Below are 14,869 nucleotides of genomic sequence, written 5' to 3' on the forward strand. Positions count from 1 at the left end.
TTGTTGTTTCATTGTCTATGGGAAGTACAGATTTTAGGATGTTAGATAATAAATTATCCGTTAAATTATTTGTTGTTATTTGTTGAGTGTTGGTGTAACTGTATTTTATAATATCTCAATATTCACAGACAATTCATCAATAACAATCTGTCAGAATCAGGATAACCAGGATTAGAGGATGTACAGGATGTCATCTTTTATTGTTTAGGAAGAATGGGAACTTTTGGATGATAGATAATATCCTGTGATTGTAATTATCATTTTTCAATATTCACAGACAATTCATCAATAACAATCCTATAAATCCTAAAATCCTGGACATCCTGATTCTGACAATTAAAATTTATATTCCCACCAATAACTTACAAATCACAATCCTGAAAATCCTAAAATCCTGGACATCCTGATTCAGACAAAAAATATGAATCAGATATTTTCATGATGTTGGGTTGCGTTCCTTAATCTAAGCTACAAGATAAGCGATCGCACTATGTTACATTTCATTAACCAATTTTACGAAATCAGTGATTGCAATGTTATGATTAATTAAATATTAGTGGTAATTTCTCAAAACTAATCAATCTTTTTTTCTGTTATTTGGATAATAATTTTTATGAAACTATCTTGTTTATTACCTTTAGTTGTTGCTAGTGTGATCGCTAGTATTGCGTCTCCAGCACACGCAGCAGTATTCAGTTTTTCCTTTTCAACCGTTAGTAATGTAGGTTCTAGTGATCGTATACCTGGTACTGTTACTGGTTTTATAGCTCTACCACAAACAAATGGTACTAGCCCAGCATATGAGATTGCTATTACATCTTATCCTGATGCTCTCATTGGTATACCCTATAAGAGTTTTTCTGTATTTAAAACAATTCCCTTCACAATATATCAAAATAGCTTTACAGTGCTTAATGATACATTAATTGATGCAAATTTTTTTGCTGTGTCTCAAGATTGGAATATTGGTTTTTTGTTAAATGGTAATTATGAGGGGAATTACTTTAATGCACTTTCAGGGCAGCAGAATCAAGTAATGAATTCTAATGGGTTTACAGGAGCTACATACTCTAAAATTACATTTCGTCCTGTTCAGTTACATAGTAATGGTGAAACTTATTCAAACTCCTTTCAACAACCTGCTGATGTAAACGCTACTTCAGTCCCAGAACCAAGCGGGACTATCCCCACATTATTTGTGTCCATACTCGCTTTAGGATTTCTAAAAAAAACTAGAAAGCATATTGTATCAAAAATTAGCATTAATAATGTTGTTTAAACCCGTCTATAATAAACAATTAAAATTGATAATCAAAATGGTGCGTTACATTTAATTAACGCACCCTACAATTAACTAACTATAAGCCTCCATCGGTAAACAAGAACAAACAAAATTCCTATCCCCAAAAGCAGCATCTATCCTACCCACACTTGGCCAGAACTTATATTCCTTATTCCAACTTGCAGGATAAGCAGCTTGTTCACGGGAATAACCATGATTCCACTCACCAATAATCAAACTTTCCGCAGTGTGAGGAGCATTTTTCAAAAGATTATCGTGAATATCCATTTTACCAGATTCAATTGCGGCAACTTCCTCACGAATCGCAATCAAAGCATCACAAAATCTATCTAATTCCTGTTTAGATTCACTTTCTGTTGGTTCAACCATAATTGTCCCAGCAACAGGCCAAGAAACAGTAGGTGCATGAAAACCATAATCCATTAACCGCTTCGCAATATCATCAATTTCGATCTGCGCTGATTTCTTCAAACTTCGCAAATCTAAAATACATTCATGTGCTACTAAACCATTTTTTCCCTGATACAAAACCGGATAATAAGACTCTAATTTCTTAGCGATGTAATTAGCATTAAGAATTGCAATTTTGGTTGCTTTAGTTAAGCCATTTGCACCCATCATGGCAATATACATCCAAGAAATAACCAAAATACTCGCACTACCCCAAGGTGCAGCAGAAACCGCACCCAAATCACCACCCATTCTCACCACAGAATGTCCTGGTAAAAACGGCACAAGGTGAGAAGCAACACCAATGGGACCCATACCGGGACCACCACCACCATGAGGAATACAGAAAGTTTTGTGTAAGTTCAAGTGACAAACATCTGCACCAATATCACCAGGACGACAAATACCTACTTGGGCATTCATATTAGCCCCGTCCATGTAAACTTGTCCACCGTGACTATGAATGACAGCACAAATTTCTTGAATTGCTTCTTCAAATACCCCATGAGTTGATGGATATGTCACCATTAAAGCTGCTAATTCATGGCTATGTTTTTCAGCTTTGGCTTTTAAATCCTCAACGTCAATATTACCATGATCATCACAAGCAACTCCCACAACTTTCATTCCACACATTACCGCACTCGCGGGATTTGTTCCATGAGCAGATTGAGGAATTAAACAAATATTGCGATGTCCTTCTCCGCGACTTTGATGATATTCATGGATTACCAGAAGTCCAGAATATTCACCTTGAGAACCAGCATTTGGTTGTAAGGAAATTCCGGCAAAACCTGTAATTTCTCCTAACCATGCTTCTAATTGTTGAAACAGAATTTGATAACCTCTAGTTTGGGAAATTGGCGCAAAAGGATGAATTTTTCCAAATTCTGCCCAAGTTACAGGAATCATTTCCGAAGTTGCGTTTAACTTCATGGTACAAGAACCCAAGGGAATCATTGAAGTTGTTAATGATAAATCCTTGGTTTCTAGTTGATGTAAATAACGCAACAATTCAGTTTCTGAATGGTAACGGTTAAAAACTGGATGGGTGAGATAATTACTTGTTCGTGATAATTGATAATTAGAAATTGGTAATTCTTCCACAGTAAAAGGTAATTCATCTTTCAGAGCAAAAATTTGCCAAATGTCTATTAAATCTACTTCTGTGGTAGTTTCATCTAAAGAAATACCAATAGTTGAATTATCAAAAATTCGTAAATTGATATTTCTCTCATTTGCAGCGTCGAGAATTGCTTCTAATTTGGTATTTCCTAATTCTACCCGCAAGGTATCAAAGAAGTTTTCCGAACTGATTTTATAACCTAACTTTTTCAATCCTGCTGCTAAAGTTGCAGTAAGTTCATGAATATTTTCAGCAATTTGTTTTAGTCCATCTGGACCATGATAAACTGCATACATACTCGCCATTACTGCCAATAATACCTGGGCTGTGCAAATATTACTGGTAGCTTTATCTCTGCGAATGTGCTGTTCACGGGTTTGCAAAGCTAAACGTAATGCAGGTTTACCATGAATATCTTTTGATACTCCCACAATTCGTCCAGGAACTAGCCGTTTATACTCTTCTTTGGTGGCAAAATAAGCAGCGTGTGGTCCCCCAAATCCCAAGGGAATTCCGAAGCGTTGGGTGCTACCTACGGCAATATCAGCCCCTAATTCACCGGGGGGTGTGAGTAATGTTAAACTGAGAGGATCTGCGGCTACAGTCACCAATGCACCCTGAGCATGGGACTTTGTGATAAAATTGCGGTAATCGTAAATAGTACCATCAGTTGCAGGATATTGAAGAACTGCCCCAAAAATGGTTTCTGTGAAATCAAAAGTTTGATGATCACCGATAATGATATTTATACCAAGAGGTTTAGCTCTTGTTTGCAATACATCAATGGTTTGAGGATGACATTCACGGGATACAAAATAGTTATGTGATTTATTTTTGCAGATACCATAACTCATACTCATGGCTTCTGCTGCTGCTGTCGCTTCATCTAATAAAGAAGCGTTAGCAATTTCTAACCCGGTTAAGTCTATGATCATAGTTTGGAAATTTAACAATGCTTCCAAACGTCCTTGGGCAATTTCTGGTTGATAAGGGGTGTAAGCTGTGTACCAACCGGGATTTTCAAGAATATTACGTTGAATTACAGCAGGAGTAATACAGTCATAATAGCCCATGCCAATAAATGAGCGATAAACTTGATTTTTGTCGGCTATTTGTTTTAGTTTTGCTAGTGCTGCATATTCGCTTTGTGCTGCTGGTAATTTTAGTTCTTGATGAAAGCGAATTGCTTGGGGTACTGTTTTATCAATTAAGTCTTCAAGGTTGGTCAAACCTAATAATTCTAGCATTTGCTGTATATCATCAGAGTTTAGTCCGATGTGTCTTTGAGCAAAGCTGCTTAATTTCTGACTGTTATCAGCCAGAATATGGCGAGTACGAGGGGGATTAGCTACCACTAATGGTTCTCCGTGTTCTAATATATTAATATATTGTAATGATTACTCTAAAAAATTAGGGTTTTTCTAGAATAGACATCTGGTGAAAATTAAATTTGCATAGTTTCAAAGCCTTGTAGAGACTTGTAGAGACACTCCATGGAACGTCTCTACATTCTTTTCTCCCTTAAGTAATAAGTATTGGATCTCTCTTCAATCCCAATTTGCAAATTCATCGCTCATACTGCGAAGTAAGGCTGTAATTTGGGTACGTCGAGTTTCAAAGTTAGCAGCAATGTAAATTAACAAAATACCAACGAATAAACCAACAATCCATTTTAAGAAAGAATAACTGAGGCTAAAAATTACTAATTGATAAATGCTAGTAATGAAAAAAGTAGCTGTACCAACATAGAGAAAGGCGCGGATTTTTAAACCTAAACCGGCGAAAATGGTAATCAGACTAAAAATACCGGGGATAAAAGGCAGGTTTTGATAAAACAAAATTGTCCAACCGCATATTAACCCACTTCCTAATATTCGTAAACTGTGACGCAGGGGTTTAGATGTTGATAATTTTAGTTGTTCATCTACCTGGGCAATATATAGTAAAGATAAACCTATGGGTGTAATGTACCAGAGAGAATCTCTGAGGTTTAAATCATTAAACCAAGTAAATAATGCCCAATCAATTAATACTAAACTGATGTATGTAAAACGGATTTGTGTTGCAGTTTTGGCTAAAAAGACATAGTAAGCAGCAACTATAACTAAAGTAATAGGATAAGTTTGTAGTCCCGTTGTTGCTAAAATGATTAATGGTAGGATGTATGCTGTGCGTTGCCAAGGTGTTTTTGACCAACCTAATCTTTGCCAAGGTAGGATATATAGGAAATAGGCAAATAGGCAAGATATTGCGCCATTCCAAGGTAGAAATTGTGCAGATAATAATTGTCCTATTGGTAATTTCTGCAAATAAAAACCAATCATTCCTACTTCTACTAAACCAAAATAAACCCAGATTTCCTGATTTGTTTCTTCCGCATTTTCTCTGCCTTGCCAAATAGCATAACGAACTAAAAACAATCCTGTTCCTAATACTATAGATAAGTTAAGTTGGATAGGTAAAGTAATAGCAGAAAGGAATAAAATACTACTCCAACACCAATGGAGATGGGCAATATTTTTGATTTCTCTTGGAGTTAGACAAAGGTAACTAATCAGCCAAGGTGTGAGGATACGATAAGCATACATGATGCTAGTACCAAGGGCTGACATAGCAATTAATCCATCACCTAAAGCCCCTCCTGAAGATAGGGACATTTGATAAAATAGGAGTTCGTAGGCAGAAATTGATATGCCAATAATGCCAAAATAAAGGAGTGGTTTAAATGCTTCTCTTCGTCTTCCTACACCAATTAAAATTAAGGCTACACCCAAAGAACAAAAACCTGTAAAATCGGCAAATGTAGTTAACCGGAAAATGATGCTAAATGCACCATAAATGAGGGGGAGAATATGGAAACTATTGGGTAATATTTGTAATTGATGTTTTCGTCGCCACCATTCCCCAAATAGCTGAGTTGTTAAACCTAAAATGATGTTAGCTATAGCGATTCTTATAATTGAATGTTCGCCAAATCCTAATATTTCGGCTGTTAATAATTCTAAACACCAACCAATTCCATAAAATGCCGATTCTTTGGATTCTCCCCAACTGCGATAGACAATTGATCCTAAAATTATGGCTGTAGTGATGACATAGAGATACTCTGTTTTGATAATACCTTGATAGATTAAGCTGGAGTGGAGAGTTAGGGCTGATAATTCTATTGTACATAATGCGATCGCCCATTTATCACTTGCTGCTGCATAAATTGTCGCTAATTCTGTACCTTTGTGTAAAAGAAAACCACGCCATAGCCATAAACTCAGAATTGTTAATGCAGTAACAATAAACCAACCGGATATTGTTAATTGGATTAAACCAAATACACCTTCCCATAATAATGCTGTCAGCAAACTTAGCCCAAAACCAATAATTGTTGCTGCATATATTTGGTTTCTTAAATAGCGAGTATTGATTAACATCACCCCTACACCTACACCCAAACCAATTAATCTAATTCCTGGTGAGGGTAGAGTTAATAATTGGGAAATACCCACAGATAAAACACTTAAGAAACTATTAGTAGTTCGATTTGGTTCATTTGTACGAATAGCTAAACCTGTCAATGCTAAAGGTGTAATTAACCAAATTATTCCGAAAGAGTTTTGATTTTGCCAATTACCATACCAATAAGTTTGAGCATTTACCCACAATAGAGAAAAACTAAGTGCAGCTAATACTAAACCAATATGCCATGCACTACGTCGCCATATACCTTCACCAAGGCTAAATCCCCATTCAGCTATCATCACAGCTAATAAAATACCTGCCCAAATCTCTTGCTTTAAACTTGGAAAAAACCAATTTATGCTAGAAAAAACTGTCAATACTCCCATGCTATGAGTTAGGTATATCAAGGGAGGAGAAAAAGCTGCCCGACGTTGAACAAATGTAGCTAGAGTAATGGTAGAAAATAAAAGATTAACTGTTCTTAATGTTGGATTTACTAAACCAATAATTGTTAAACAAATTCCTAAAGTTAGAGTTAGCTGTTCTCCAAAATTTGCCAATTCTTGATTTTCTTGATCATGTAATTTATCTGTTATCCATAACATCAAGATAATGTAAGGAAATAAAGCAATACTTAATAATGCCCAAGGTTCATTTTGTGAGTTAGTTAAAGTAGTAGCTGTACTAATTACTAATCTTTGTAATTCATTAGGTACTAACCGCCAACCTAGCCAAATTGCCTGTAAACCTATTAAAAAAATAGCGATAAAATCAAATTTTAAATTATATCTTTGTAAGCGACGACTCAAAAACCACAAACTCAAACCACTGACTATAATCGCTTGGGCTGGTTGAGTGATAACTGAAACTACCCAACCTAAAAATAATAAACTTCCTCCTAGCTTTTCCCAGAGTACAGGAGGATTGGTAGAGATATTTTTTTCTGATAGCCAAATTACTAAACCGCCACAAATTCCAATTGCTAAACCCAATTGAGTAATATTAACTCCACCGAGGAAAATAGCCCTTGTTAGTAAGGTTAATAAAGCATAAACTAGAAAGGTAAAATATAAACTAATTCCCCATTGTGGAGGTTCTGAATTTGTATTTTCTTGTGGTTGGGTTAATTGATTATAAGCAGTAATAGCTGTTGTTCCTACCATTGCTAAATAAACAGCGATTAGAGGAAAATTTGATAATTTCCAACCCCAATGTAAATAACTCAAACCAATAATATTAACTAAAGGTAATTTACCAGTGGGGAAATTAGTAATAATCTGGCGATTTTGGCAAAGTTGATTAGTAATAAATGTGAGAGTCAGTGAAGCAATTCCCATCACAATTAAGTTCAATGGATTTTGCCACAAACTGAAGCTATCCATTGCCCAAAAGTTGATAGGAACTAATAACAATGTCACAATTAATAACGTCTGTGCAGTTAACCTTAAATTGTTCTGTTTCGCTGCCCAAATCGTAAAACCACAAAAACTTAAGGTATAGGCAAATAACACTCCATACTGTCCAACTGCGGGAAATCTTTCCCACTGACTTGCAGCGAGAACACCGGAGGAAAGGACTACTAAAAATACACCCAAAAATAGCAACCACCGTACACTTAACTCTTCACCGAAAGATTGCAACATCGAATTAACAAAACTGGGTTTTTTCGGTGCTTTTGGTATAGGTGGTAAAGTAGCAACTAACGATTTTCGTGGGGGTTTAGAAGGCGTTAAAATTACTTCTGGTTCAGATTCAGTCTGAGGTGTAAATACCACAGTAGAAACGAGGTACTGTCGGGCTATTTGCTTAACCTGATCATCAGATATTAAACCCAGTTCTAGTAAATAATCTAGTCCTAGCAATAAGTCAGGATGATCTGATGGTACTCTAACTGGGATTTTCTGCGATCGCTCAAAAGGATCAAAAGGTTGTGTCATAAATTGTAGCTTTATAAGTATATACTTGTAATTATGGTTTCGATTTTAGTATATGTTGGCTTATATTGTGCCACTTATCTAGCTGGGTAAATATTAAGACCTGTAAACATCCTTTGATATTATTTACCATTGGATGTCCAATATCTTCTGCACTTGGAAAAATTGATCCTTTCAATAGCAAAGCATATATTGGACGTGGTAGATTCCTAGCTTTCATGAATAACTACAAAGGAGCAATTCAAGACTATAAACAAGCTATTAATAAATATCCTGAATTAGTTGAGCCTTACATGGATCTTGCGGTAGTTAGTTGTGTATTAGAAAATAAAAAAAGAGCAATCAGAGATTATCAAAAAGCGGTAAATATCTCGAAAAGACAAGGATGAATAGAAAAGCAAAACGAAGCAATGAAAAGGCTTCGAGAAATACAACAGAATCAATGTTCATTATAATCACCTATCACCTATTCATGTTTTAAAAGAGTAGAATGTGAGATTATGCTTGATCAATCCTAATTAAAATCATAGTTTATGAAAGTTGTAGAAGAAACCAAGACTAGATTAGTCATTAAACATCAACCAATAGCCAACTGGTTCTCAGGTGGTATATTATTTATAGCTGGTTTAAGTTTTTGGATTTATTTAATAGCTTTTGATTTTACTTCCCTGCGTCTTACCTGCAAACGTTCCGCACCTCCAGAAATTAACTGCGAATTAAATAAATTTGCATTTTTGGGAAGGATAGAAAAACGCAAAATCTTTGATCCTCAACAAGCATACATTCAAACAAAAATCGGTAGTAAAGGCAGTAAAAATTTTCAGATAATTATTGTCAGTAAATTTGGAGAATTTCGGCTTTTACCTCATGTTAGCTATCAAGATAATGAGAAATTTGTGATTAAATTTAATAGCTTCATAAATTCTAATGAAAGCTTGTTGATATTACAACAAAATCAGCGGAGCTATCTATTATTTATCAGCTTATTTATCTTAGTAATTACAGTAACTGGCGCTTCCTTAGCAACATCATCTGCCACAACCTGCACCTTTTATAAAAGTATCAATAAAGTTTGTATAGAACGTCAAGGTTTACGTAGCAAGGAAATTATCGAGTATCCCTTAGAAGATATTGTTAATTTACATATTCAAGATAAGCAAGTTAAATATTCTAGGGTTTATCGGGCTGTAATTTTCCTCAAAAATGCGAAAGAGATTTCCATTAATCCCCAATATACAGATAAAAAAAGTGTCGAAAATGTAGCTGCTAGAATCCGTTATTTTCTCAAACTTGAATATTAAATCTTTGCGCTCATCTCCGCGCCTTTGCGTAAAAAAAGAACTTGGTAAAAGGTAAAGAATTACCAATTACCAATAACCCAAAATTACACTTTCTTCAACCAGCTAAACATAGCGCGTAAATCCTTACCAACTGCTTCAATAGGATGTTCAGCTTCTTGACGACGCATAGCAGTAAAACCAGGTTTACCTGCTTGGTTTTCTAAGACGAATTCCCGCGCAAATTGTCCAGATTGAATTTCGCTGAGGATTTTCTTCATTTCCGCTTTAGTTTCGGCGGTGACAACACGAGGACCACGGGTATAATCACCATATTCGGCAGTATTAGAAATACTATCGCGCATGGTAGCTAAACCACCTTCTACAACTAAATCAACAATTAATTTGACTTCGTGCAGACATTCAAAATACGCGAGTTCTGGTTGATAACCTGCTTCCACCAAAGTTTCAAAACCGGCTTTGATTAAAGCACTCAAACCACCACACAATACTGCTTGTTCCCCAAACAAATCGGTTTCGGTTTCTTCACGGAAAGTGGTTTCCAAAATACCGGCGCGTGTACCACCAACACCTTTAGCATAAGCCATGGCGCGATCGCGTGCCTTACCAGTAGCATCTTGATAAACTGCAAATAACGCAGGTACACCTTGTCCTTGTTCGTAGGTACGACGCACCAAATGTCCGGGTCCTTTGGGTGCAACCATGACTACATCAACATCAGCAGGGGGAACAACCTGTGCAAAGTGGATATTAAAACCATGTGCAAAAGCTAAAACGTTACCAGCTTCTAAATTTGGTTCAATTTCGTTTTTGTAAATTGTTTTTTGGACTTCATCAGGTAATAAAATCATGATGAAGTCAGCAGCCTTAGCCGCGTCTGCAACATTTTTTACAGTCAAACCAGCAGCTTCGGCTTTAGCTGTGGACTTACTGCCGGGATATAATCCGACAATGACATTAACACCGCTATCTTTGAGATTCAGCGCGTGAGCATGACCTTGTGAACCATAACCAATAATAGCAACGGTTTTACCTTTTAAAAGGTCTAAATTAGCATCTTCATCATAATACATACGCGCCATAGAAGCATCTCCTGTCCGCAAGGGTTGTTGTGAAATTGGCAGACTTTTGATTGTATCGCAAATTGGGTAATGGGGAACACTGTCCGTTCAGCAATTCTCATTTTGAAAAAAATAAATAAAGTATTAGCCCCGATTTTGGAATTAAAAATATAGTACAAAGTAACTATTTTTTAGACATTGCCTCTGGCTAAAAAAACAGTCGGGTTAAAGATTAAGTATTTATACTTAATCAATTAGAGAGATTGCCTGACAACGAAGATGAAGAAATTTTAATTGCTTTAGATGGTACAGAATATTTCTCATCTAAGAAAATTAATTGCCCTCATTGTAATTTTCGTAATCATCAAAATGGAACTACAACCTACTTTCATAGCTGTGTCACACCAATTGTGGTTTCGCCCAATCAAAAACAAGTGATTAATTTATCACCAGAATTCATAAAAAAAACAAGATGGTCATCAAAAACAAGATTGTGAAAATGCAGCCGTTAAAAGATGGTTAAACAAGAATCATCAAAACAAGTATGGTTATGCTGCAACCCTCTTAGTAGAGGATTTGTATTCTCACCAACCTATTTGTGAACTAGCTCTAAAACAAGGTTATAATTTTATTTTTGTTTGTCTGGAAACATCACATAAAACTTTGCATGAATGGCTAGAATTTTTAGAAAGAAGTGGAGAAGTTACAACCATTGAAAAGAAACAATGGGATGGTCAAAAAATCTAATTTATCGTTATCGTTATACTTCTAGAGTCCCCTTAAAAGATGAAGACTCAAGTCTCGAAGTTAATTGGTGCGAAGTGACTGTTATTAATGAGAAAACAGGAAAAATTATCTCCCAAAATAATCGGATAACTAATCATGAAATTACTGAAAATAATGTGGAAAAAATTGTCAAACTGGACGCAGCAAATAGAAAGTTGAGAATGAAGGCAATAACGTTCTTAAAAATCACGGTTATAATTTAGAGCATAACTTTGGACATGGAGAAAATTATTTGTGTGAGTTATTATTGTCTTTAAATTTGCTAGCTTTTTTATTTTATACTGTTTTAGATTTAGTTAATTATATCTATCAGAAATTTCGTGAGTTATTAGTAACTCGGACTTCTTTCTTTAATGATATTAGTACTCTATTAAAATTTATTTGGTTTAAAGATTGGTCGGATTTTTTCTCATTTATTTTCAGAAAATATGTCCCATTTAAAAAGGCAAATTCTAGTTAAAAAATTTCAATTTATTGAAGGATGAGGAGAAAGTTATTTATTAAAAAAACTACAAATTTGCGTAGAATTTCAGCTAGATTGATGAGTTGAAATCATTTTTTCATGTCTAGATTGTTAAAGATTTTTACAACCCTGTCTATCTCCAGGGTCGGATAATAATTATCTATCAAAAAATGATAATTTGATACAGGTCTTCTACTTAAATTAAGAGAATTTTATCTTATTTCTTTCAAAATGAGAATTGCTGCCTCAATAACGGCAGGAATGACTACTCAAGGAATCTTAAAAGCTTGTTTGGAAAGGGTTGGACGGTGATTCTGTCAGCTTTTGGGACTATTTCATGATCCTGTCAGACTCAATATAATAATTAATCAAATACGGTAAAAAAGGTTGCTTCTTTATCTCTACTTCAAATAAGTCCTCTCTATTTAAAGACATGGTGAAAATACGAATATGCCTATTGGATATTTCTGACCCTGTGTGTATCATACAAAACAAGAGGTCAAGAACAAATAAACAAACTACTCAACCACACAGGGGAAAATAAAATGATAAATAAAATCTCTGCTGTCCGTTCGCTCATTTTAGAAATCGAAGAAGGAATTAAGTCTTGCATGGCAAATAAAGAGACACAGTAAATTCCGATGTTTGTGTTTAATTTCATTAAGATTACGGTATATAGTATATTATTATAAGCTTTTCAATTCTTATCCCTACTCCTTCATTGATCATAAATCTCATGGCAAACGCACAACATAACCGCCAAATTGCTTTTATTGACTCTAGCTTAGAAGCACAACAACAATTAGTGTCTGGGCTTTTAGAGGGTATAGAGGTCATTAGACTCAAACCTAATCAAGATGGCATTGCTCAAATTACCTCAGTGCTAGAGCAATATCAAGATAAAGCTATCACCGTTCACATTGTCTCTCACGGTGCGCCTGGTTGTGTTTACTTGGGAAATGCTCAACTGAATTTGGATACTTTCGGTCAGTATGCCCACCAATTACAACAATGGTTTGCCCCAGTTGGAAGTGTCTTACCTAACTTGTTTATTTACGGCTGCCAAGTTGCTGTGGGTGATGCTGGTGCAGAGTTTCTTGATAAGTTGCGTGCTTTGACAGGAGCAAATATTGCTGCTTCGGCTAACTTGACCGGCAACGCAGCACTAGGAGGAGATTGGGAGTTAGAAGTCACCTTGGGAGAAGGGAAGTTTGTTCCGGCTTTTACATCAGAAACAATGGCCGCTTATCCGGCTGTATTAGACACGACTTCAATTCTAGTTCCTACCTTTATCACTGATTGGTTAAATTATAATAATCCTAATGTGACAGTCACGACAACGGAAGATATAACAGAAGCCACCTACAACGGGACTGTCAATATTTCCGATGCGATTAACCAAATAGCAAGCCAACTTAAGTTAGGCAGCATCACTCAACAGATTGAGGCAACAAATCCCAAAGTCGTAGTCAAAGGATATCCTAGTAATACTAGCTATTACGAACTCTCACTTTCCCAACTCTCCGCCGGACAAATTATGGACGGGTTGGGACAACTCACAGGAGCGGATTTATTTAAAGGGTTAAGTAGTGTCGGTAGTGTAGATTTAATGCTGGCAAGCAATGGCATTAACCTCACCTATTTAGATAATTTGACCTTAGATGTGAATAGTCTAGTGGGTAGCGGCTTCATGCAAGATGCCCTCAATGAGATTCTGGCTGGACTTTTTGGAGATGGGAATGCTGATCCGTCAGACGGAACTCAATTAGTGCTGTCGCAACCGCAACTGGATTTAATTAACAACAACGAAGGCAAACAATTAAGTATTGCTGGCAGTTTGAATGGCACAGACTTTGGCATCAATCTTGACGTTCAAGACCTGGGCTTTGAGTTCCAAATGCCCACAGTCAATGTCGAAAACCTCACAACTGCCCTCTCCAAGTTGGCGGGAGAATTACCCGGATTTGCGACCAGTTTTCTTGAGCTTCTCAGTGCGAGTACCCAATTAAACTTTGAATCCAATGCTGATGAATTCAAAATCACCTATGTCGATACTCTCAATATTCAGACTCTCCTAAATACGTTATCGTCTGAATTGGGGTTAGGAGAAAATGTTTTCCCCTCAGAACTTTCCGTCACTAATCCGGGTTTACTGATTAAGAAAGAAGATAATGGCAAGCGGTCTTATGAATTCTCTATTGATGAAATTTCTCCGGGTGAAGTCGTTAATTTTCTCGCCAGTTTAGCTGGTACGTCCTTACCAGATAGTATCCAATCAAAACTAGGTGAAATTGGTAATGCCAGTTTAACCTTATCTACACAGGGAATTGTCCTCACCTATTTAGATAATTTGACCTTAGATGTGAATAGTCTAGTGGGTAGCGGCTTCATACAAGATGCCCTCAATGAGATTCTGGCTGGAGTTTTTGGAGATGGGAATGCTGATCCGTCAGACGGAACTCAATTAGTGCTGTCGCAACCTCAACTGGATTTGATTCGGAAGGATGGCAAAACAGAATTAAGTATTGCTGGCAGTTTGAATGGTACAGACTTCGGTATCAATCTTGATGGTACAGATATTGGTTTTGACTTTGAGATGCCATCTGTGGATGTAGCTAGTCTCAAAAAAGCAATATCTGAAACTGCTGAAGAATTACCTGCATTTGTGACAGGTTTTCTAGATTCACTCCAAGCCCTCAACGCATTAAAATTTGAATCCAACAAGGATGAATTCAAAGTTACTTATCTTGTATCGGCTCAATAAGTAGGGGTAACAGAGGAAAATAAGTGCAACGAGGTACACACAGTGTCATAGAATGGGAGACATGACACAAAAAATTATTGAGAGTGACAAATCAATATCAGATTTACTGCAAACCATCGAGCCAAAAGGGATTGCAGACGAATCAATGCGTCATACAGTAGAGATATTACTAAACCTAATAGAGCAATTACAATTAAAAGTCAAAAGCTTAGAGTCAGAGAATCAACGGTT

7 protein-coding genes and 1 pseudogene are annotated in these 14,869 nt (G+C 36.2%); 5 read left to right on the top strand and 3 right to left on the bottom strand.

Going from position 1 to position 14,869, the window contains the following annotated elements; genetic code table 11:
* The first annotated feature begins 613 nt into the window (after nucleotides 1-613).
* Nucleotides 614-1,279, top strand: a complete 666-nt coding sequence (locus tag FJR38_RS09200) for a hypothetical protein (RefSeq protein WP_168536632.1) — start codon at nucleotides 614-616, stop codon at nucleotides 1,277-1,279.
* A gap of 75 nt (nucleotides 1,280-1,354) precedes the next feature.
* Here the strand turns inward: FJR38_RS09200 and gcvP are convergent, their stop codons facing one another.
* Both gcvP and FJR38_RS09210 read right to left on the bottom strand, forming a co-directional pair.
* Nucleotides 1,355-4,234 (bottom strand): aminomethyl-transferring glycine dehydrogenase, encoded by a 2,880-nt coding sequence (gene gcvP, locus FJR38_RS09205; protein ID WP_168536634.1) that lies wholly within the window; start codon nucleotides 4,232-4,234, stop codon nucleotides 1,355-1,357.
* Between the two features lie 192 nt (nucleotides 4,235-4,426).
* Complete coding sequence (locus FJR38_RS09210; RefSeq protein WP_168536636.1) at nucleotides 4,427-8,269, bottom strand: DUF2157 domain-containing protein; 3,843 nt, start codon at nucleotides 8,267-8,269, stop codon at nucleotides 4,427-4,429.
* Nucleotides 8,270-8,484: 215 nt separating this feature from the next.
* Between FJR38_RS09210 and FJR38_RS09215 the strand changes: the two genes are divergently transcribed.
* Both FJR38_RS09215 and FJR38_RS27535 read left to right on the top strand, forming a co-directional pair.
* Nucleotides 8,485-8,655: a hypothetical protein gene (locus FJR38_RS09215; protein ID WP_168494965.1), complete on the top strand. Its 171-nt coding sequence runs from the start codon at nucleotides 8,485-8,487 to the stop codon at nucleotides 8,653-8,655.
* A 144-nt stretch (nucleotides 8,656-8,799) separates the two neighbouring features.
* Nucleotides 8,800-9,567 (top strand): hypothetical protein, encoded by a 768-nt coding sequence (locus tag FJR38_RS27535; RefSeq protein ID WP_174763944.1) that lies wholly within the window; start codon nucleotides 8,800-8,802, stop codon nucleotides 9,565-9,567.
* A gap of 83 nt (nucleotides 9,568-9,650) precedes the next feature.
* Here FJR38_RS27535 and ilvC read toward each other — a convergent pair whose 3' ends face one another.
* Complete coding sequence (gene ilvC, locus FJR38_RS09225; RefSeq protein WP_168494971.1) at nucleotides 9,651-10,646, bottom strand: ketol-acid reductoisomerase; 996 nt, start codon at nucleotides 10,644-10,646, stop codon at nucleotides 9,651-9,653.
* A gap of 257 nt (nucleotides 10,647-10,903) precedes the next feature.
* Between ilvC and FJR38_RS09230 the strand changes: the two are divergent.
* A pseudogene (locus FJR38_RS09230) lies at nucleotides 10,904-11,785 on the top strand (ISNCY family transposase); the annotation flags it as partial.
* 825 nt (nucleotides 11,786-12,610) lie between these two features.
* Nucleotides 12,611-14,638, top strand: a complete 2,028-nt coding sequence (locus tag FJR38_RS09235; protein ID WP_168536638.1) for a DUF4347 domain-containing protein — start codon at nucleotides 12,611-12,613, stop codon at nucleotides 14,636-14,638.
* Nucleotides 14,639-14,869 lie beyond the last annotated feature (231 nt).

It is taken from the genome of Anabaena sp. UHCC 0253, assembly GCF_009712085.1.
Lineage (GTDB): Bacteria > Cyanobacteriota > Cyanobacteriia > Cyanobacteriales > Nostocaceae > Dolichospermum.